This is a genomic window from Polluticoccus soli, from assembly GCF_029269745.1.
GTDB classification, from domain to species: domain Bacteria; phylum Bacteroidota; class Bacteroidia; order Chitinophagales; family Chitinophagaceae; genus Polluticoccus; species Polluticoccus soli.
Map to the genome: position 1 here is coordinate 2,159,540 of NZ_JARJHT010000001.1, position 19,775 is coordinate 2,179,314.

Annotated in this window: 16 protein-coding genes; 3 read left to right on the forward strand and 13 right to left on the reverse strand. The window is 45.4% G+C overall.

Going from position 1 to position 19,775, the window contains the following annotated elements; all coding sequences use genetic code 11:
• Positions 1 to 44: 44 nt before the first annotated feature.
• From P2W83_RS09455 to P2W83_RS09485, 7 genes are all read right to left on the reverse strand, one after another.
• Positions 45 to 935, reverse strand: a complete 891-nt coding sequence (locus tag P2W83_RS09455) for a fimbrial biogenesis chaperone (RefSeq protein ID WP_276133475.1) — start codon at positions 933 to 935, stop codon at positions 45 to 47.
• Between the two features lie 230 nt (positions 936 to 1,165).
• The gene (locus P2W83_RS09460; RefSeq protein WP_276133476.1) at positions 1,166 to 4,261 is read right to left on the reverse strand and encodes a dihydrolipoyllysine-residue succinyltransferase component of 2-oxoglutarate dehydrogenase complex; all 3,096 of its coding nucleotides are present in this window, start codon (positions 4,259 to 4,261) and stop codon (positions 1,166 to 1,168) included.
• Between the two features lie 111 nt (positions 4,262 to 4,372).
• Entirely contained in the window at positions 4,373 to 4,882 is a 510-nt protein-coding gene (locus P2W83_RS09465; RefSeq protein ID WP_276133706.1) for a DUF4402 domain-containing protein, read from the reverse strand.
• On the reverse strand, positions 4,882 to 6,483 hold the full coding sequence (locus P2W83_RS09470; RefSeq protein WP_276133477.1) for a T9SS type A sorting domain-containing protein: 1,602 nt from the start codon (positions 6,481 to 6,483) through the stop codon (positions 4,882 to 4,884). Before P2W83_RS09470 ends, P2W83_RS09465 begins: the two co-directional genes overlap by 1 nt.
• 126 nt (positions 6,484 to 6,609) lie before the next feature.
• Entirely contained in the window at positions 6,610 to 9,591 is a 2,982-nt protein-coding gene (locus P2W83_RS09475; protein WP_276133478.1) for a beta strand repeat-containing protein, read from the reverse strand.
• A 54-nt stretch (positions 9,592 to 9,645) separates the two neighbouring features.
• On the reverse strand, positions 9,646 to 10,509 hold the full coding sequence (locus tag P2W83_RS09480) for a fimbrial biogenesis chaperone (RefSeq protein ID WP_276133479.1): 864 nt from the start codon (positions 10,507 to 10,509) through the stop codon (positions 9,646 to 9,648).
• A gap of 172 nt (positions 10,510 to 10,681) precedes the next feature.
• Positions 10,682 to 11,206 carry a DUF4402 domain-containing protein gene (locus P2W83_RS09485; RefSeq protein ID WP_276133480.1) on the reverse strand — a complete coding sequence of 175 codons (525 nt, stop codon included), beginning with the start codon at positions 11,204 to 11,206 and terminating at the stop codon, positions 10,682 to 10,684.
• A 169-nt stretch (positions 11,207 to 11,375) separates the two neighbouring features.
• Here P2W83_RS09485 and P2W83_RS09490 point away from each other — a divergent pair, with 169 nt between their 5' ends.
• Both P2W83_RS09490 and P2W83_RS09495 read left to right on the forward strand, forming a co-directional pair.
• On the forward strand, positions 11,376 to 12,179 hold the full coding sequence (locus tag P2W83_RS09490; protein ID WP_276133481.1) for an MbnP family protein: 804 nt from the start codon (positions 11,376 to 11,378) through the stop codon (positions 12,177 to 12,179).
• A 2-nt stretch (positions 12,180 to 12,181) separates the two neighbouring features.
• Positions 12,182 to 12,571, forward strand: coding sequence for a hypothetical protein (locus tag P2W83_RS09495; protein ID WP_276133482.1), 390 nt, complete (start codon positions 12,182 to 12,184; stop codon positions 12,569 to 12,571).
• A 19-nt stretch (positions 12,572 to 12,590) separates the two neighbouring features.
• Here the strand turns inward: P2W83_RS09495 and P2W83_RS09500 are convergent, their stop codons facing one another.
• The 3 genes from P2W83_RS09500 to P2W83_RS09510 form a co-directional block, all read right to left on the reverse strand.
• The gene (locus tag P2W83_RS09500) at positions 12,591 to 13,433 is read right to left on the reverse strand and encodes a glutaminyl-peptide cyclotransferase (RefSeq protein WP_276133483.1); all 843 of its coding nucleotides are present in this window, start codon (positions 13,431 to 13,433) and stop codon (positions 12,591 to 12,593) included.
• Positions 13,434 to 13,519: 86 nt separating this feature from the next.
• Entirely contained in the window at positions 13,520 to 14,308 is a 789-nt protein-coding gene (locus P2W83_RS09505) for a DUF4382 domain-containing protein (protein ID WP_276133484.1), read from the reverse strand.
• Positions 14,309 to 14,477: 169 nt separating this feature from the next.
• The gene (locus P2W83_RS09510) at positions 14,478 to 15,290 is read right to left on the reverse strand and encodes a DUF4382 domain-containing protein (RefSeq protein WP_276133485.1); all 813 of its coding nucleotides are present in this window, start codon (positions 15,288 to 15,290) and stop codon (positions 14,478 to 14,480) included.
• A gap of 142 nt (positions 15,291 to 15,432) precedes the next feature.
• On the opposite strand from P2W83_RS09510, the gene P2W83_RS09515 reads away from it, so the two are divergent.
• A complete protein-coding gene (locus P2W83_RS09515) occupies positions 15,433 to 16,209 on the forward strand; it encodes a hypothetical protein (protein WP_276133486.1) in 777 nt (258 codons plus the stop codon).
• Position 16,210: 1 nt separating this feature from the next.
• Here the strand turns inward: P2W83_RS09515 and P2W83_RS09520 are convergent, their stop codons facing one another.
• The 3 genes from P2W83_RS09520 to P2W83_RS09530 form a co-directional block, all read right to left on the reverse strand.
• A complete protein-coding gene (locus P2W83_RS09520; protein ID WP_276133487.1) occupies positions 16,211 to 16,402 on the reverse strand; it encodes a hypothetical protein in 192 nt (63 codons plus the stop codon).
• A gap of 335 nt (positions 16,403 to 16,737) precedes the next feature.
• Positions 16,738 to 17,595, reverse strand: a complete 858-nt coding sequence (locus P2W83_RS09525) for an MBL fold metallo-hydrolase (RefSeq protein ID WP_276133488.1) — start codon at positions 17,593 to 17,595, stop codon at positions 16,738 to 16,740.
• Between the two features lies 1 nt (position 17,596).
• On the reverse strand, positions 17,597 to 18,931 hold the full coding sequence (locus P2W83_RS09530) for an MFS transporter (protein WP_276133489.1): 1,335 nt from the start codon (positions 18,929 to 18,931) through the stop codon (positions 17,597 to 17,599).
• Between the last annotated feature and the right edge of the window lie 844 nt (positions 18,932 to 19,775).

Sequence of the window (19,775 nt, forward strand, 5' to 3'; positions counted from 1 at the left end):
GAACACCCACTTGTGGTTGTTCTTTTTAGTAATTGTTGAGCTAGCTAAGGTAGTGTTACATATTGTTCGGCTATCACCTGAGACCTGCTGGTGGATTGCTTGCCCTCTGCTTGTGCCAAGTAAGAAACATGTAGTTTGCCTCCTTTATAGTTGACACCAGCGTTCTTATTGAGGTTGAACTGGAAGCGCCTCAGCGCGTTAGGTGTATATATAGCCACGCCACGGGCTGTGCCAACTTCAGTTGCAGTGCCTGAAGGAGAAACATACTCAACCACAATATCCCCATAGGCCGACATGTTACCGGTCCTGTTGATTGCCATACTGATCTGCGGCATTGTGTCTCCCGTCATTTTGAACCGGATGTCGGAGAGATTTACCTGCGTATTAGACTCGCCGGCGCGAATAATAACCGGAATAGTGATACCAAAAACAGGCGTTAACTTCACCGAAATTCCTGAATCTTTTGAGGCTGTTGTTTCGCCGAGAGGCGCAGTTGTACGAACTGCCCTGAAATAGATGTGCGACCTGTATTCGCCAGGGACCATTTCACCTGTTTTCGTCAATTGAACTTTTACAGTTTGGGCTTCATTAGGCGCTAATGTAACACTCCTGGGGTAGTAGCGTAAATATTTGCTGGCGAAATTCTGACCGGGATCCGGTTCTTTTATTTCTTCAAATGCCCCGTCTTCACTCATGCGAATTTCTACCAGGGAGATCAGGTATTTAGCGGTGTCCTGGCCAGTGTTTGCCAGGTTTAATTCCTGTGTTTTTTTGTCTCCGTCAAAAACTATTCTTCGCGGGGAAATAAGCAAGTTGCCTTGTCCACTCGATCGTTCAGGAGCAAACAACGCTAACGCAATTAAACCAGGAAGTAGGACAAATTTGCCGCTAATTCCAGGCTTGATATTTTTCAATTTATAACCTGTTGTGAACATGGACTTTCTTTTATGGTTAAGTGGCATAAATGCATCAAAGGGGTTCTATCAAGCTACGCCAATCTGCATCCGTATTGGTTGCAGATAAATGTGTTTAGTAAAAATAATACAGTAAGATATAAATTGACAAACAAACATAATGAATATTTTTGAAATGTATTCATGTTTCTTTTATTTTTTATCAATATTTGTTGAGTCTGTTATTACTTGCAATTGTGATTAATGTGATGTTATTCTTCCCTGTTTGTCCCAAATAATCTACGCAGTTTTTTAATAAACGTGCCTTCGGTTTTCTGCCTTGCTTCGGTGACTTCAAGACTGTCTATAGCTGCATTCGAATCCGGCGGAAGGAGAGTTGCCGTTTTAAAACTATCGGTTACGACAGACCTAACTGTGGTATGCATGCTGTCGTCAAATTGTGTGTGGATCGGCATTATTTGCATAGAATTCTGCGACTGCGAGATACGATTTTGGGATCGGGTGACGGTGTCTGTCCGATCTTGAATACTTTCAACGGTTTTTGTGGAATCCTGCCGAATAGTTGTCTCTTTTTTCTGCCTGGCTGCTACCGGCTTAAATGTTTTTGCAGATTCTTTGCTTTTACTACTCTCCGGCTGTTTGACCGCAATCTTTTCCGGCACTGTAGGGCGCTTGGCCGCCATCATAGGACTTGGATAGGACGCGTAGTTCTTGGGTTTGAAAGCAGTTGTTGTAACCGGCTTTTTGATTGAGGTAGGAATTTTCTTTATTGTTTTAGGTGCCTTGGCAACCTTGGTAGGAACGGTGTCTATGATTGTGTTTGACGTTTGTTCGCGTTGAATGGTATCGAAAATAGAACGTAAAGTAAATTGAAGTCCTTCCACTACATCGCCATCTCTCGTGGTTGCGATCGTAAACGGCCGTGGTCCTGAACTGATCATGTTGATCTTGCGAAGTTGGGTTGAGTCAATTCGTGCAACATATTCTCCCGGCGCAAGCCCTATGTAGCTGAAGTAGCCGTCGGGTTCCGAAAGTACTTTCGAAATAAGGCTGTCATTTTTGTAAATACACACCAAAATTTGACCCTGCCCTTGTTCAATGCCACCCTTTATTAGGTTAACGTTTCCGGTTACCTCTCCAACTACGGAAATAGGAATTTCAATAAGACGGAACATGTTAGGCTCTGCAAAAACCTTGAGTGTTGTCTTCCGCATTTGCCACGCGATATTGTCAAAACTGAGACGGTTTAGTTCGACGAGATAATTGTTGTAAGGTTCGAGGCTGGTTATTCTTATGGTAGTGTCCCTACCTTCAGGCTGTACACGTCCGGCGTTTATACGAAACTTCAAGCCAGACACTCTGGGCTCATTTTCATCGTGCGTGTTATTGCAGTTGATGTCGAGGTAGGGCAGCAGGACGATACCTGCACGACCGATACTGGTGCTACTATTAAGCCCGGCATAACTTGTTTGTTGATCGTACATGACACCGCCGCGGGCGGCCTCGAGAAATGAGAATTTATTGTTGAGGTATCTCCCTGTAAATCCTACCTGTGCAAAGTCGAAATCGTAGCGCATTTGCAAGCCGAAGTTCCTAAAATGTGTTTTGAAGTTTTCTTCGTAGGACAATCCGACATAACCGCGTTTGAGCACCCTTTTTTCCAACAGCCCCTTTATTGAAAGGAATTCGTTGATTGTATATTGGTATTGAGCTTCTGGAGTAAATACAAAACCATGCGGTAACCTGCAGGCCAGGGCAAAATTGGTGTAAATATTCGGTTGTGTTTCCTTTACAAATACACCGATCGTATTGAATCGCGCATCAAACCGCTTGTAGCTGCCTGATAACAGCCACTCTGTAGTAGTGTAGTTTGTCGAGGATAGTTTTGTTTGGTTGAAGGTAAACATGGTAAATAATACAAGCTTGCGCATTCTAAAGGGAACAGACGCGACAGCGCGCATCTCTTCCTCCGCATTATTATTGATTGCCTTCTGGCCTTTGGTGTAATTGGTATAGGTCCCTTCGAACTGCCAGTTGTTGACCGTTCTGTAAAATATCCCACCTTTTGCTCTAACCTGGTAGTTGTATTCGCCAAACATGAGGAGGCCGCACGCAAGGCGTATCGCAGTAGCGGCATAGGGCATAACCGGACTAGTTGTAACCGATGATAAATATTCTACCCCTGTGCTAATGGTGATAAACCGGTTGAGACCATACGTGATGCCTCCGCGTGCGAGACGGCTTAAGCTATCATCCTCCACCACGCCTGCAGTAGCTGCGTACTCAAATTTTCCGGGTGTCATGAAGTTGAAGGGAATACTGATATTTTCCTCCTTCGATCGTTCCTCACCGAAAGGACCATAGTAACGAAGCTTTACTGCAGAGTTTCCATATACCAACGGCACATCGAAAGTAAAGAAGCCAGCTTCGTCGGCTTTTACATAGTCAACAAGTATGTTGTTGACATATAGCTCCACGATCCATCCCGGTTCGGTGATATTGCTCAACCTGTAAGAGCCAAATGAGCGTTTGGCAATTGTTGGAATGTTGGTGACATGTACGCCTAAAACCGGCGAATAGATAGAGGCTACCGTAGCCACAGGAACTTTACCCAAGGCAACCTGCTTAACCGTTTTTGCGTCATTGTTCACATATCGCCACCAGTAGAACTGTTGTTTTTCTTTAAACGGAAGGCTTGTGCTATAGTTTAGAGAGGCATTCACCTCGCCTCCCAATGCAATTCCTCCCAAGCCAAGGTTCACGCGTGTATCCCTCATCCCATCAGATTGCTGTGCGCCAATTACAGACCAGTCGGTCATACCAAAATGGATCCACGGATTCAGTCTTCTCAGAACGGTGTCGGCTACTATCTCTCCTTTCAGCTTGCGCAGATTACCACGTATAGCCTCAAGTCGTGTATCCCTCATCACAGGCAGTTCATTTTTCGAACTCATGTTTACCAACAGTGCACGATAGTTGAATACCGAGGGCAGTTCAAATACAGTACCGAAGTACGGGCTTTTCAGGTATAGGCCGGTTTCAGTTTTTAATAAGTCATTATTTGCCAGCTTTGTCTCTACACCTTTGAAAAATATTTTTTGATTGACATGGTCTATGATATAGGTGTTTTCCTGCGAAATGAAGAAGCCGGTTACTGAATCAAAATTCTGTGACGGTTCATTCTTGATCTTTAGATAATCAAAAATATCGGTGATAGGAAGGTAAAGTATTTTATTGTCTATGAGGGCAGGAACCTCTATAGTCCCCATGCCTTGAATATTGACAGACACCAGTATCTCTTCATATTCAGGTTCCTGTGCCCGGCATATTTCAGAGCTGAAAAACATGATAAACAGCAAAAAGATAATGCTGCGTGAGAACAGACACGGAAGCGATAAAAAAATACGCTTCGGCTTTATTTGTTCCCTGCTGGCTATCATGTTGGCGTCACTCCAGTTTTATTCCTGGATAAAGATTATAGAGAATTGACCGTTGTAAGCTCCCACAGGATTGGCAAGGCTATTGCCTACCGTAAGCGTTCCTCCAATGCGTATTTGCATTCTGTCCGGAGGAGTGGTAGTCACGATGAATGAGTTTCCAACATCAGCCGGTCCCAACTGTACAGTCATTGTTCCTCCGTTGCTTCCTGTAAGTACGGCGATCGGCCAATTGGCTATCCCAACCCGGGTCCCGGGATCGGCCTCCACTTCGAAAATAGCTGGAGCATAAGTATATCCCAGGCTGGCTTGTATCACATCTCCTGTAGTTGTGCGCGACCCGTCAGGATAGACTATTACAGAACCACCAGCCATACCGTGATAAAACGCGCCAAAATATAAACCTTGTGTTGGACTAGTATAAATACTTATTGGTCTTGGGGGCAATTGCTGTCCATAAGAATGCTGTACATACGTGTATGCTATTAGCAGGAGTACCAGCTTTAATAAGTATCGTTGTTTTAGTACCATCAATCGTTACCCAAGAACATTTTTTTAGAGAACACGCCATTCTGAGAATAGAAGCTTGCGATATACACTCCATTGCTCAATTGTACTGGGATCTCATGATAGCCAAAGCCATTGAGTTCATGTTTTGCTATGATTTGCCCCAAGGTGTTTACAAGTGTGAGGGTTCCTTTGTCGCCGGTGATGAGGTTGAGATAAACATATAACTTCCCTTGTGAGGAATAAGCATTTAGTTCATTCCTGGAGAAAATATCGCCAGCCAATGTTTTTTTGCTAAAGACTATCGCATATCGATTCTCGTGCTTTCCGGCTGGAAGTTGTGATTTGTATTTACTTCCTGCATTTACTTCAGAAACGATCCGGTTTTTTGAGTCGGCAAAATAGATATAGGTGTTACCTGGCATGTTTTCAATGTCTGATACGGTGAATTCTATTTCACCATCAGTTTTGGTTTCCAGGCCAAGAGGAACAATGTCAATGCTGTCTGAAGGGTAAGGGATAGCGCTAATCGACAATTTATTGCCGTCAGTTGCACTGACATACAAGTTTGGGACACCGGAGTCTGTGTTTAATATTTTCAGTGCATCGTACTGAAGTTCGAAATTCGCTTGACTGCTCTTGTCGAAATAGATCACGGTCGCATCATCCTTGCTGACACCACTATACCGGGCGTTTATCCTGATCAGTGGATTGTCTTTACCGGGAGACTTGTGGAAGAATGGTGAAAGATTATTCACACGGACTGCATTGGTCATGCCCAGCGTTCCCGATACCGGGTAGCTTCCATCAGAAACATGGACGAAGAAACCCTGCATGGCAGGAATAATGTTGCTCGCAATACCATTGCTGGATACTCCGTTGATATAGGAGCTATACGTTCCATTGTATTGGTCAGAATTGCTGGCGTCGAAATAGTAAATAGCATCGTCGACATTTGTTCGTGTCCAGCCGGTAGACGCATTCCAGTCAATAGGTGAAGGATAGGGATTCCCCACGAGGTTGAATCCTTGCGTGTAGGTTCTGTTGTTGTTAGAAACAGGCACGGACATTGGGCCGTTGTTAGCGTCACCGCGCATATCTGCTGTCACGGGTGTTCCTGTAGTTCCAAAGTTTACTGCATAGCCCTTTAATGGGGTCAAAGCGTCTGTTGGTTCTTTGTGAAAGAACCAACCGGTTGCATTGTTATCTTCTTCGTACCGATACACGGGTGGAAAATTAGCGTTCAGGCTTACCTCGTCGCTGAATTCATTTACAGTTGCAGCCTGGTAAGGAGAGCTGAAATATTTATATCCGTATGCCGACGGAATATATCGCTGCATGATGATGTCAAGAACATCGCCGGTGCTTGATCCGTCTACAAGGGCGGTTTTGCTGGCAGTAGATAACAACGTGAGGTTTCCACTGGCATTTAAAGTTCCATTGCTGATAAGAACTTCAGTCAAAGAATGCCCCGCAGTTGAAACAGTTGTTGTGCTGTTATTACTAACGGAAATATTTTTAAGGGTAGTCGCAGTACTACCGTTCATGGTCTGCGTGGTGCCACTAAAAACAAGTGTGCCGTTGTTCTGAGTGAAAGATCCGTTATTGGTAAAGTTCTTTCCCATAATCAAATTGCCGCCATCTTGTATTATGTATGAACCTGAAGGGATAATAAGGCCCTGGCAGTGAGAATCCGCCGGTATCACGAGAAGTGTAAAGGATAATATTTTTAAAAGGTTTTTCACTTTACATTAAAGCTGTCTTATCCTAAGAATGGATCCCACATACACAGTTGCCGTTCCGTTTGTAGTTTTTAGGTGTTTAATAGAAAAAACCGGGCTTCCCGTTCCTGTTACTATTATACCTTTGATAATAACGATCCCAATATTGGACGCAGTAAATAACGACGTGCCGAAAGCAGCATTTAACGATGTGATAGCGCCTGATACTGCCGTGGTTGCATTCGTTGTTCCGGTGATGATCGCATAGCCAGCTGGACTTGTTCCGGTGATATTTATGCCATAACGCGTACCTGCATTGCTTGAAGACCCACATCGAAGTACTGCTTCAAACTCATAAGAAGTATTAGTGGCTAAAGTTGAAGTGACGAGAGCTGCGATGTCGACTAAACTGGTGCTGGTAGTTGTTTCGTTTGCTCCCGATACTTTATAGGTGTCCCATTTTGGTTCTGATGGGTTGGCTACACTTGTCCAGTTAGTGCCGTCAGACTCCATTATATTGCCATCGGTGCCTGGTGCGGCATAAGTTTCGGTCGATGCTATCCAGTTAGTCCCATCAGACTTGATCATCTTGCCAGTCGTGGCCGATGCATTAGGGAATGTTGGCGTAGAGAGCACATAGTTTGTACCGTCTGACAGCAGCACTTTATTTGCTGTCGAGCCAGCATTGCCTGGGATCGTCGACGTAGACAATATCATATTAGTGCCATCTCCGATCAAAAACCTGTTAGCTGTGGCCGCGCCGATATTAATGCCTTTGCCATCGGTGCCCGCAAGGGTCAACGAATTAGTAGCAGTTAGCGTTTTTCCCGAGGTGACAGATAGATTACCTGAAATATTCGACACTGCTCCGACCGTAAGGTTTCCTGAAAGTGTGATGGTATTGGTCCCGTTATTTACTCCCGTACCACCATAAGTTGGACTGATCGCTGTTCCATTCCAGGTTCCCGATGTAATCGTACCAACCGTTGCCAGCGACGACAGCGACGTTACGGCGCTATTCACCAATGTGCCGGAAGTTGGTAACGTCAGGTTGGTTGCCCCGGTAGTAGCAAATGTTAGGTTGTTGGCACCCGATGTAGTAAGGTTACCGCCGAGTGTGATGGTATTGGTCCCGTTATTTACTCCCGTACCACCGTAAGTTGGACTGATCGCTGTTCCATTCCAGGTTCCCGATGTAATCGTACCCACCGTTGCCAATGATGAGAGAGACGTTACAGCGCTATTCACCAAAGTGCCAGAAGTTGGTAGCGTCAGATTGGTTACTCCCGTAGTTGTAAATGTTAGGTTGTTGGCACCCGATGTAGTAAGGTTGCCGCCAAGAGTAATTGTTTTAGTGCCGTTGTTAACACCCGTTCCGCCATAAGTTGGACTAATTATAGTACCATTCCACGTACCGCCGCTAATGTTGCCGCTTAGCTTTATGTTGCCAGTTACGTCAAGCGCTTCTGCTGGGGTGCTATTGCCAATGCCGATTTTGCCATCTGACTTTATACGGATCCTTTCTAAGTTGTTAGTGATAATAGGAAGATCGTGAGCCGACTTCGTACCCAATGTTTTTGTCGCGCTTAATGTATTACCGTCAAGGTCCCAACTGTTACCACCACCAACTGCAGGCTGCTCCCAGGTTGGAGGGTTACCGGGGCCGGCCGAAGTGAGGACGTAACCAGCAGTGCCGGGTTCGTTGCCTGGCATCAATGCGCCGGTGAATTTCACATTGCCTGAAACATCCAGCAGTTCAGTCGGCAGGATATTGCCAATGCCTACATAACCCGATTGGTCAATAAAGAATCTTGTATTAAAACTCGCTTCGTCGTAAATGTAAAAGTTGTGCTCATTATTGCCTTGCACATCGTTGCCCAACGACCATTGATAAGAACTTGACGAACCTCCGAATATAAATGCAGTTTTAGTTCTGGCGCCGGAATTGTTACGCAATGTAAGAGAAACCGTTCCGCCGTCTGATTCTCCTTCAAATAGAGCCGCAGGAACATCAAAGGACGCTGGTAGATGTGAATAGATATGTAGCAATGCTTCTGGTGAGGCAGTACCTAAACCGGTATAACCGTTACTACCGTCTATAAAGAGTCGCGCCAGTACCGAGTTATCATCCCACAGATAGAAATTCTGGGAGTTGTTGCCGTCTTTGTCGGTACCCATTATCCAACGCTTAGAGCTGGAGGTACTTCCTATAAGAAATTTAGTAGCGTTACTGCTGATCGATTTATTACCGAGCATCATTACTACGCTATTGCTCAGTCCGGCATCTCTTGTCTCTTCAAAAAGCGCAATGGGGGTAATGCCCGATGTTGGACTAGTTCGGCCAACGTGCAAAGGTGCAGCAGGCGAGTCCACGCCTATGCCCAGGTACCCCCCGCTGGTGAGGCGCATTTTTTCTGTATTGTTGGTGATGAATGGCAGGTCGTAGTTTGATGTTGTACCTATTTTTTTAAGAGAGGGTACACTATTGCCGTCCAGTTTCCAGGCGTAAGATTCAAAGTAGTTGGCCGGATTGCTCCATGTTGGCGCGGCGCCTGCACCTCCAGATGTTAATAAGTATGTTGCTGTGCCGGCATCATTTCCTGGCATTAGCGCCCCACTGAATTTGATGTTGCCTGTTACATCCAACGCCTCGGCAGGTGATGTATTGCCTATACCAACTTTGCCCGTATTGTAATAAATATTGTTTCCTGATGCCGTCCAGCCTGCGCCTTTTGCAATGGTTAACCAGGCCGAACCATCATAATAGTAATAGCCAGCAGTATTATTAGTTTGATATACCAACAGGCCGGTGGCAGGATTACTTATTGCAGAGCGTTGTGCTTCCGTCATGCGCGGAGCAAGAAATCCTTTTGATGTTGACTTAACATCCAGCACCGAAGACGCATCGCCTGTAGTTACGCTGTTGTCGTCTGTAACAACAACGGTCTGTGCCATGCCGCGCAGGCTGGCAAAAACTGTTATCAATATCAGGTAAGCTATCCTCCTCTTCATCTTCACATTTTTTAGGAGTTATTCTTTGCGGTTTATGGTATTCTTTCTGTCAATTTAATGTGGTTGTGTTGCTACCTGTAACGGGATTTCCTCTTGCGCGGTATTTACCAAGCGGTCCCCAGCCAGGTTGTTGTATATGATCCGGAGTTTTCCGGTGGTAAAGTCAACTTTTTCTTTCTTTGCCAGGTTCACGCGCAGGCGTCGTGTTTTCACGGGAGTATATACTGCCAGGCCTTTAACAACTTCCAGGCGAATCGGCTCTCCTGTTTCGGGCACGTAGTCTATAGAGAGATTGCCGTAGGTAGACATAGTTCCTGTCCTATTCAGCACCAGGTTGATGCGGGGACTATCGCTGGGCATCTCGAAACCCACACCAGAAAATGTAACGCCTCCAGCATAAGTGCCCACTCTTGCGATCACTGGCACCGTCAAACCAAAAACAGGCGTGAGCTTCAGGGATAAGTTCGAGACCATTCGTTTCAGCTGCTTTCCTTCTGGTTTTTCCTTGGGGAGCGCTTTGATGTAAATATGCGATCGGTATTCCCCTTCTGTCAGCTTTGTTGTGTTTGTTAGGTGTACCTTGATCGTTTGCGCCTCATTCGGCCCAAGGATAACAGTTCGTGGAAAAATGCGAAGGTTTTTACTAAGGCTGGCAACACCGGCTGTTGTATCGCTAACCTGGTCAAACGTGCCGTCCTCATTCATTCTGATCTCTATTATCGAAATGGAATATTTAGCTGTATCCATTCCTGAATTAGCGAGATTCAACTCCTGTGTCCTTTTTGTGCCCTCAAATATTACTCTCCGCGGCATTACCAGCAAACCCTGGGCTATGGCATTGGTAGGAATTATTAGACACGCTGCCAATGCTGCTATTAGCCAATTTCTCTTCTCTCTGTTTCCGTTGCTTGTTTTCAAAGAACGTTGTTTTTTGCGTGTTGGATCTGAGTCAGGTTAAGCGATATTACTTTCGGTCGCTTATGCCCTTGGGATATACTTTACATTGCTTTTTTTCTTGCTTTATAAAGCTCTTTAAATCAAAAAAACGCTGCCAACAACAGCGTTTTCTCTATTGGCAAATGAGGATATACTAGTTGTAGTTTACTATTACCTGGAAATCCTGGTCAGAGTCATAGGTGCCTGGCGCCTGACCACCTGTAACATTCAGGGTAGCACCCACTGTAATGGTTTGCTCACCGTTTGCGTCAAGTGTGCCCGTTGGCGACGGATTGCTAACAAACGTGGTTACGTTCATGTTATGTCCGTTGTTGTCATCGAGAACTACAGGAGTAGAGGGCAGGGTAATTGAATAAGTATAGTTTGCCGCCCCGGTCACATCGAATTCCGCAGATGTTACAGTTCCAGGTGTTGCCAGTGGCAGTGTAACACCTCCTGTTTGAGAACGGCTGTTGTTTGTACCCAGTACCACGGTACCGTTGTTTGTGCTATGAACTGCAATGTTACCGAAGTTCATATCGACTGTTTTGCTAATGGCAATTGGCTGGATGATTGTAGCGCTGGTATTAGCACTGGCAGACGATGATTGTTGAGCAAATGCATCTGCTGAAAAAAACATCACTGCTACAACGGCAACTAGAAGTTTGATCTTTTTCATGCGGGCAACTTTTGTGTGTTATTATTAGTTTTTTGTTTTGTATTTGTAAACGCAATATTACCGCTGAGCTCTAACATTTTGGGTAATCCCATATGTGTTTAACGGCAACTTAACTCCCGATTAACGAGCTATTAACCAGCGCCAAATTCCAACTGAATCCGTAACTTAGATGTCTTACAATATTATGCAGACAAATAATTATCGTTCAGTTCTAATGGGACTTGCAGCCCTTGGCTTGCTGGCCTCTGGTTGCCGTAAAAAGGATGATCCGGTTATTGTAGATCCACCTCCGACCCAAAAAGAGGTACACATCAATTTTGTCAACTTTGCAGGCAACGACTCACTAAAGCTGAATACCACGACATATACCAACTCAGCGAATGAACAGTTTACAGTGTCTATTTTTAATTATTACATAAGTAATGTCAGGCTGATAGCTGCAACTGGCAACGACTACGTTGAGAAAGAAAGTTACCATCTTGTAAAAGAAGGCATCAACGGTTCGCGACACTTCCACCTCGAAGATGTTCCGCAGGGTGATTACAAAGCAATAAGTTTTGTAATAGGTGTGGACAGTGCGAAAAACGTAAGTGGTGCCCAGGCTGGCGCTCTTGATGCGAGTAATGGCATGTTCTGGGATTGGAATACTGGTTACATCATGGCAAAAATGGAGGGATCTTCAAATGCATCGACCACTTCTACCAAAACTTTTAAGTACCATACAGGTGGTTTCAAAGGCGAAAATAACGTACTGAGGACAGTACAATTAGACTTCCCGGTCCCTATCTCTGTAAAAGGTGAGATGAGTGGTGACGTAGCCATAAAGGCGGATCTGTTAAAGTGGTTTGGCCCTGAGACTATAAGTATAGCGACAGTGAATACCGTAATGATGCCGGGTGCGGATGCTGTCAAGCTTGCCAACAACTATTCTAAAATGTTTAGCATTATTAAAGCAACTACAACAAACGAATAATTATGAAAGCAGTATTGTCAATAGCAGCAGGATTGATCCTTAGTTTTTCTCTGGCAAGCTGCGAGAGAGATGACCCAGATCCTGTTGCAGGCAAAGGAGGTAACGCCATTTTAAAAGTTACTCCGCAGCACCATGGAAAGAACATTGATTCCTGCACGATTTATATAAAATACAATGCGCAGGATAAGCCGGCAACATTCGACGACTCTGTAAAATGTGTTATGGAAGGCGGCAAGCCGGTAGCGACTTTCTCAGGGCTCAAAAAAGGCAAATACTACCTGTTTGGCTTTGGATGGGATCCATCAATTGGTATGAACGTTAAAGGTGGTGCGCCCTATACTATAACCCAGGAAAGCACGCAAAGCTATAATCTGGCTGTTACGGAAGATTAGAGATCACGGTTGTCCAACATTAGTTATCGAGTTTTATCTCGAATAGCTTTGGCCAGTTCTTGCCAGTAATGAAGATCCGGTTGCCTTGTTTATCATAGGCTATGCCGTTAAGGGTTTCTGGAGCAGATTCGTCGCCAGGTATCGGTTGCGGGATGTTTGTTCTTGAGCGAAGGTCTCCAAGGTTGGTTTGGCCTACCACTTTACCGGTGGACGGATCTATTTTTAGGATAAGGTCGGTCTGCCACTGGTTGGCGTAGATGTAACCTTTTATGAATTCCAGTTCATTGATGTTGCTGACCGGACCGTAATTGTCTGATACGCTGAGCTTTTTTGTCTCTTTAAGACTTGTTGGGTCGAGGAAATAAAGATTGCTGCTGCCGTCGCCGTAGATGATAGATGTTCCGTCATTTGTCATTCCCCAGCCTTCAGCCGTGGACATCGGGAAAGTCTGAAGCAGTGCTAAGGTCTTCTGGTCGTAAATGAAGCCGGTTTTTTCCCTGTACGTCAGCTGGTAGATCTTGCCATTGAGTACAGTGATACCTTCACCGAAGTATTTATTTTCCATTTTTTGTTGTTGGACAACTTTACCGGTTGCAAGTTCGGCTTTGCGTATGTCAGATTTGCCATACTGTCCCACACTTTCGTACAGCTGCCCGTCGATATATTCAAGTCCCTCGGTAAATGCACCGGTGTCGTGAGGATACTCCTTGACAAGGGTGTAACTGATAGCTGGCGTGGGCGCAGCTTCAGACGATGAGTCTGTGCTGCTTACGTTATCAGCTTGCTGGTCTTTGCATGACATCAGGAATAGTACAGAAGGTAATAGAGCAAGGCTTGCGAGCTTCAGGTATGGCTTCATCATTGGCTGTTTACTTGGCGAATATAAGTCGTTTATAAAAAAGTAGCGGCTTCCATGAAGCCGCTACAGTACAAAGTGAATTGAATTCCCTATAAATGCAGTAAGATAGTTCCGACGTCTGTCGTAGTGCCGTATTGCACCTGCACGTTTGCCACTGTGGTATCTACAAAGCTTACCACACCTGCATCAAGCATTACGCTGTAGGTACCAGCAGGCAATCCGGCAAAAGCATAACCACCGGTTGTGATGTCAGGTACTGCTGAGAATGTATCGGGGCCATTTATGGCATATACTGTTATTAGTGCAGACAGCGGCAATGCTACACCTTTGATCTTACCGTTGGTGAGTGCAGAATAAGCACGGATAACAGGTTTAAGCATGTATTTGCCATTGCCGGTTTCATGTACCGATTTACCTGCATCAAAGTCGATCCAAAAATCATAAGACTGATTTGCCTGTAACGACTGGTTCAGGTTCAGCTTTACGCCGCTTGTCTGTCCCGATGGAGTTGTCATTGCATACGACTGTCCACCTACATCTACTGAATTGTTAGTTCCCAGTACGAGACGGATCTGCTCGATGGTGCCCGTTGGAAGGTTAGTTGTGAGTAACAGGGTATCAATGCCATTGCTGAAATCCAGAAGGTCGTAAACACCCGGGCGGATAGGCGTTAATGTAACGGCGCTGCTGCCTTGCATGGTTACTTCTACTCTCTGAATATCTACATATACGTGTTCGTAATCTGCTGGCGCGTCAGTTAGATGCATATTCACTTTTGCTGTTGCCGAAGTGTTGTCATCATCGTTGCCTTTGCTGCACGAAGTCATTGTGGAGGCACAAACGCCGATCAATAACGCAAATAGAGTGGTCCTAATCATAAATGGATAATTTATCGCCAATAAAGCAAATCTGATACCAGTTTCGGGAAGGGAAATCAGTACGGATTGCTGTTTTGGCTAATGTTAACTTGTTTGTTTCAGATTTTCAGTTTCTTAGATCGTGTAAATAAATAGGGGTGGCCGGTAAACAAGCAACGGCAATCTCTCCCTATGGCACTAGCGTTACTGCACCGAGATTGGTCTCAACGCCAAAGGTCACCGGAACATTGAGGTACATAGTATCTTTTAATGTAGTATCCCCGGCATCGAACAGGACGTTGTAGTTGGCCTGAGGCAAACCACTTATAAGGAAAAATCCATCTGTAACTTCAGGAATGGCCGAAAAGGTATCCACACCATTGATCGCATACACGGTTGCGAGCGCGCTAAGTGGTAATACAAAGCCCTTTATCCTACCGTTAGTCAATGCAGAGTAAGCCCGTACAACTGGTTTCAGCATATACTTGCCATTACCTGTTTGATGGATGGATTTTGCGGCATCAAAATCGATCCAGATGTTATATGCGTTACCTGCCACAAGTGAGTCGTGAAGGTTAAGCTTGATGCCACTTGTTTGACCCGAAGGTGTAATCAGTGGATAACTTATATTATTCACAACAACAGAGTTATTGCTGCCTAATATAAGCCTGATCTGCTCAATAGAACCGGAAGGAACATCTGCACGCGCCAGCAGGGTATCGGTACCGTTGCTGAACTTCAGGAGGTCATAGATACCCGGACGGATCGCGTTCAGGGTTACCGGGCTTTGACCGTCCATTGTTACTTCAACAGACTGGATATCCAGGTAAACCGCATCGTAGTCGCCAGGACCATCAGTCAGGTACATACTTAACGAGGACTTGCCCGTATTGGGGTTGTTGGGGTTGTTGGGATCGTTTGTGGTGTTATCGTCTTTCGAACACGAGGTCGCAAATGCGCACAATGCCATTGCTGCAATGGCTAACAGTTGTTTTTTCATCATCTTGATTTGCTGAGTTTACTAAAAAATTGTGCCGTCATTTTTTGCAACACATTGTTATTTAAAGTTTTACAATGCAAGACAACGTTTTGACCCCGTGTGCTATCGTATTTTTCCTTACATTAGTGAGCTTATAACCGACCTTATGATGAATAGAAACCTCGCAATAACGTTCCTGTTCAGCTGTCTCCTCCTGGCGACCCACGGCTGCAAAAAGGAGAATGAACACACCGACGTAACCTTGATCAACCACATCAATACGCCGATAACGTTCGATATATATGGTAGCAAGGATGACTACAATGAAGGCAAGAACCGCATTATGCGCAAGGTGTTGCAGTACAACGAGGTCCTGGTTATGACCAAAGAAGAACTGCCTGCCAATAAAACCTACTATGCCGATTGGTACGACGACAATCATTTCTATAACAACTGGTTCAATGATGCATCGAAACCCGAAAGGGCATTTGTGGCATTTACAACTACGCCTGGTAAAAACACGTTTTACATAGAGCCTGATACCAAGGGTAATGCAAAAACGGTGTTTCTCGATAAGACCGGCACTAGTACCAACTGGAAAGCAGTAGACGCTTTTCAAGGTAGCGCTGCTACCACCTATGTTTCGGTGTGGAATGACCTGACCGAAAACGAGCGCGTACATGAGGTCTCAGTTCGTAAGGACTTTACTGCTTTGTATAGCTATTTGGATACATTAGGTACTCCCAATACCAAAACATACGAGTTCAAAGTGCATAACGCCGATATGGGTTATATCGAATTATTGAACAGCAATGGTTCTTATCTCCAGGCAGGTTCTCTGCCGGTGAGCACTAAGCCCGGGTATGTGAGCACCTCTACTGACTCGATCATGGCGCTGCTGCCAACTTCAGACTACTATTTCATGCTGGTAAAGCAGAAGTAAACTACCTCAAAGCCATTTTCTGACGGGCAATGTCTCGCACATTATTGACCACCAGCCATTGGTAAAATGGCTCTATGTCTTTTGTGGCGTGTTTGATGACCTGGCCAGATTTCAGGGAAATGATGAAGGTATCTATGCTCAGGATGAAGGCCGATAATTCATCGGCGCGGTAAGGAAAATTGGTGGTGAACATGGTGTCTCTCTTATCTTACTGCTAAGTTAACAACTTAATAACAAAAAACTAATATCTCCATCACGATTACCTCATAGTATTTATCCACATCGATCAAGCAGATACATATTTTCTCGTGTGACAATGTGGGGAACTCATCCTCAAACACCACAACTATTGAAAATTACAACCCTGTATTTACGCGGGTTTCAGCGGGTAGTGTGGACTGGCATCCTTTTTTCTATACTATATATAGTACAGGTTGTATTCAACTTATAGGCGCAGGACTTGCCTATCTGATGAGGGTGCATGGCCGTACCTTGAGAAAGGGGCTGCCTGCGCCTCTTTTTTTGTACCTACCCGTTATACTTCATATCCAGGTCGTGCATGGTAAAGGTTTCCTTTACCCGGATACCCCGGTCGGTATTTTGCAGGGTACAGCACTCGATCTTTGGGTCGTGCTCGAAGAACAGCACCCAGTTTTCGTTTACAGCCTGCTCCAGCAACTGGTGTTTTTCTTTCAACGTGTCGATCGGGCGCATATCATAAGCCATTACCCAGGGCATAGACACATGGGCCACGCTTGGTATCAGGTCTGCGCAATAAAGTATAGTGGTATTATTGAACTGGATCTGCGGCAGCATCATGGCATCGGTGTGGCCATTTACGATGCGGATATTGATATCCTTGATCCATTCTCCGCCATCCGAAGCGTCAATAAAATGAAACCGGGAAGCTTCCTGCAGCGGCAAAATATTCTCTTTCAGGAAAGATGCCTTTTCGCGTTCGTTGGGGTTGGTGGCTGCCTGCCAGTGCTTTTCGTTCGACCAGTAAGTGGCGTTCGGGAAAGCAGGAACCAGCTTATCGCCCTCGCGTTTTATCGCACCACCACAATGGTCAAAATGCAGGTGGGTGAGGAATACATCGGTTATATCTTCGGGCGTGTAGCCATGCTTGGCCAGCGATTTTTCGAGCGTGTCATCGCCATGCGGCTGATAGTAGCTAAAGAACTTTTCATCCTGCTTGGTGCCCATGCCGGTGTCGACCAGTATGCGGTAGTTGCCGTGATCGATCAGCAGGCAGCGCATAGCCCAGGTGCACATGTTATTCTCGTCTGATGGATTCGCTTTGTTCCACATGCTTTTGGGCACAACGCCATGCATCGCACCACCATCCAGTTTGAAATATCCTGCGTTTACGCTAAAAAGTCTCATCTTAAATAACTGTTGTTTTTAAATGTTCGCGCCTGGCTCTTACGATGGCAAGATACAAAATGACCGCTCCAACGGCAAAGAAACTGATCAATGCTATAATGGAGTTGCGCATGCTGCCCGTCAGTTCTTCTATATACCCGAACGAGAACATGCCTATTACGATCGCTATTTTTTCGGTTACATCGTAAAAGCTAAAAAATGATGCCGTGTCTTTGGTCTCCGGCATCAGCTTGGCGTAGGTAGACCGGCTGAGTGATTGAATACCGCCCATCACCAAACCTACTACAGCACCTACGATATAAAACTGCGTTGCGGTAGTAATGAAGTACGCCCCAATACATACACCAACCCAGATAAACAACACGCCCAGCAGTACTTTCAGGTTCCCGAATTTTTCCGACAACTTCGCCATCAGGTTGGCGCCAATGATGGCTACCAACTGAATGATGAGTATAGTTGTAATCAGCTGAGTCGACTCCAGCTTCATCTCCTTGCTGCCGAAGATCGTCGCTGCCAGCATCACCGTTTGCACGCCCATGCTATAGAAGAAGAAAGCACCAAGGTAGGTACGCAATACTGCCATGTGTTTTACCTGGTTCCATACTTTGCGCAATTCGTGAAAGCCATTACTGATAATGTTATGCTCCGGGTGTTGGGCCAGCGGTTTGCCTTTTGGCAGCCGCACCAGTGGGATATGCGCAAAGCCGAACCACCATACGCCTACCAGCAGGAATGAGAAACGCGATGCCTGGCTTACATTGATGCCGAATGTATCCGGTGCCAGCACAAATACAAAACAGATGATCTGCAGGATGACGCTACCGATATAACCAAACGAGAAGCCTTTGGCACTTACGCGGTCGCGGTCTTCGTCGGCGGCTATCTCGGGCAGGTAGGCATTATAAAACACCAGGCTGCCGCAATAGCCTATGGCGGCTATGGCAAACAGAACGATGCCCAGTTCCAGTGTAGACAATTCAAAGAAATACAGTCCACAGCAGGCAGCCGAGCCGATGTAACAGAACAACTGCATGAAGCGCTTTTTATTACCCCTGTAGTCGGCTATAGACGACAGGATGGGGGAGAGCAGGGCTATTACTAAATAAGCCGCAGCCAGTGCATAGTCGAACAATGCCGTATTAGTAAACGTACGTCCGAAGAACTCCACTTTATCATTGATGATCTTATCGCCTTCTTTGGTCGATGTTATGGCATCGTAGTAGGCGGGGAAGATGGTGGAGGTAATGACCAGGTTGTAGGCCGAGTTGGCCCAGTCGTACATGGCCCAGGCATTGTGCAGCTTTTTTGTTTCAGTTGGTGTTGTCACTGAAGTCATGAGTTGTGATAGCGGCTAAGATAGACAATTAGTATTATTCATATCTGATGATAGCATTTGTTGCCGTTTTTGTCATGAAATAAAATTACTCATGCATCAATGTCGCATCAAACTGTAACCGGGTTATCTGTGTAGTAAGTGTTTGTGATGGAATTGTTTGTTTCATAGTTGTTCTCATGGTTTGTTCTTTTTGTTGTCTTTTGTTGTCATTTTACTGTCTGAACCAGAATTCGTGGAATTAAAGAATTAGTAGAATTCAGGCCATTCCTACATTCTATAAATTCCAGTTCAGACGGATTTTGTTACAAATGACGCAGGGGCGGATGTAAGAAAGGCTTGCCTGTACTGCATTTGGTCTTCAATTTGTCCGCTTTTGTTGTCTTTTTTTAAGGTGCTCACGAGATCGCTGTGGCTAAGTTGTGTCAATTTGTTGCCGTGCCAGTACCCCCTCACGCCTTGTAACATTCTCCCCTTGTCATCCCGAGTTGCCGAGGTTGATGGAGGTCCATAAAATGACGCGAGGGATCCCGCGCAACGTGGGATCCCTCGCAATAAGCGTTGTTTGTCGATTGAGCTGTCGTGGCTCGGGATGACAAGTGATAAGGTTGTCAGTTTTCATTACTGCAAATATACAACAAATTTTACATTAAATGAGCTATGGAATATTTCAGGAAAGCTCCCCTCCTTAGCTAAGGAGGGGCAGTTTGCAGAGAGCCTGGACGGCTCGTTGCAAACCGGGGTGGTTGGATGGCTGAATTGCGTTCCATCAGCTGAAATCTCACTCCTTAGCATTCAACCACCCCAACCGGCAACGGGCTGTCGGCCCTCTGCCGGTGTCCCCCGC

What these genes read in the sequence shown, in the direction of transcription:
- P2W83_RS09515 (WP_276133486.1), top strand. Translation starts at nt 15,433, where the DNA reads ATGATGAATAGAAACCTCGCAATAACGTTCCTGTTCAGCTGTCTCCTC.
- P2W83_RS09460 (WP_276133476.1), bottom strand. Translation starts at nt 4,261, where the DNA reads ATGTTTTTCAGCTCTGAAATATGCCGGGCACAGGAACCTGAATATGAA.
- P2W83_RS09485 (WP_276133480.1), bottom strand. Translation starts at nt 11,206, where the DNA reads ATGAAAAAGATCAAACTTCTAGTTGCCGTTGTAGCAGTGATGTTTTTT.
- P2W83_RS09525 (WP_276133488.1), bottom strand. Translation starts at nt 17,595, where the DNA reads ATGAGACTTTTTAGCGTAAACGCAGGATATTTCAAACTGGATGGTGGT.
- P2W83_RS09470 (WP_276133477.1), bottom strand. Translation starts at nt 6,483, where the DNA reads ATGGGAAAGAACTTTACCAATAACGGATCTTTCACTCAGAACAACGGC.
- P2W83_RS09495 (WP_276133482.1), top strand. Translation starts at nt 12,182, where the DNA reads ATGAAAGCAGTATTGTCAATAGCAGCAGGATTGATCCTTAGTTTTTCT.
- P2W83_RS09490 (WP_276133481.1), top strand. Translation starts at nt 11,376, where the DNA reads ATGTCTTACAATATTATGCAGACAAATAATTATCGTTCAGTTCTAATG.
- P2W83_RS09455 (WP_276133475.1), bottom strand. Translation starts at nt 935, where the DNA reads ATGTTCACAACAGGTTATAAATTGAAAAATATCAAGCCTGGAATTAGC.
- P2W83_RS09530 (WP_276133489.1), bottom strand. Translation starts at nt 18,931, where the DNA reads ATGACTTCAGTGACAACACCAACTGAAACAAAAAAGCTGCACAATGCC.
- P2W83_RS09500 (WP_276133483.1), bottom strand. Translation starts at nt 13,433, where the DNA reads ATGATGAAGCCATACCTGAAGCTCGCAAGCCTTGCTCTATTACCTTCT.
- P2W83_RS09510 (WP_276133485.1), bottom strand. Translation starts at nt 15,290, where the DNA reads ATGATGAAAAAACAACTGTTAGCCATTGCAGCAATGGCATTGTGCGCA.
- P2W83_RS09505 (WP_276133484.1), bottom strand. Translation starts at nt 14,308, where the DNA reads ATGATTAGGACCACTCTATTTGCGTTATTGATCGGCGTTTGTGCCTCC.
- P2W83_RS09465 (WP_276133706.1), bottom strand. Translation starts at nt 4,882, where the DNA reads ATGGTACTAAAACAACGATACTTATTAAAGCTGGTACTCCTGCTAATA.
- P2W83_RS09520 (WP_276133487.1), bottom strand. Translation starts at nt 16,402, where the DNA reads ATGTTCACCACCAATTTTCCTTACCGCGCCGATGAATTATCGGCCTTC.
- P2W83_RS09475 (WP_276133478.1), bottom strand. Translation starts at nt 9,591, where the DNA reads ATGAAGAGGAGGATAGCTTACCTGATATTGATAACAGTTTTTGCCAGC.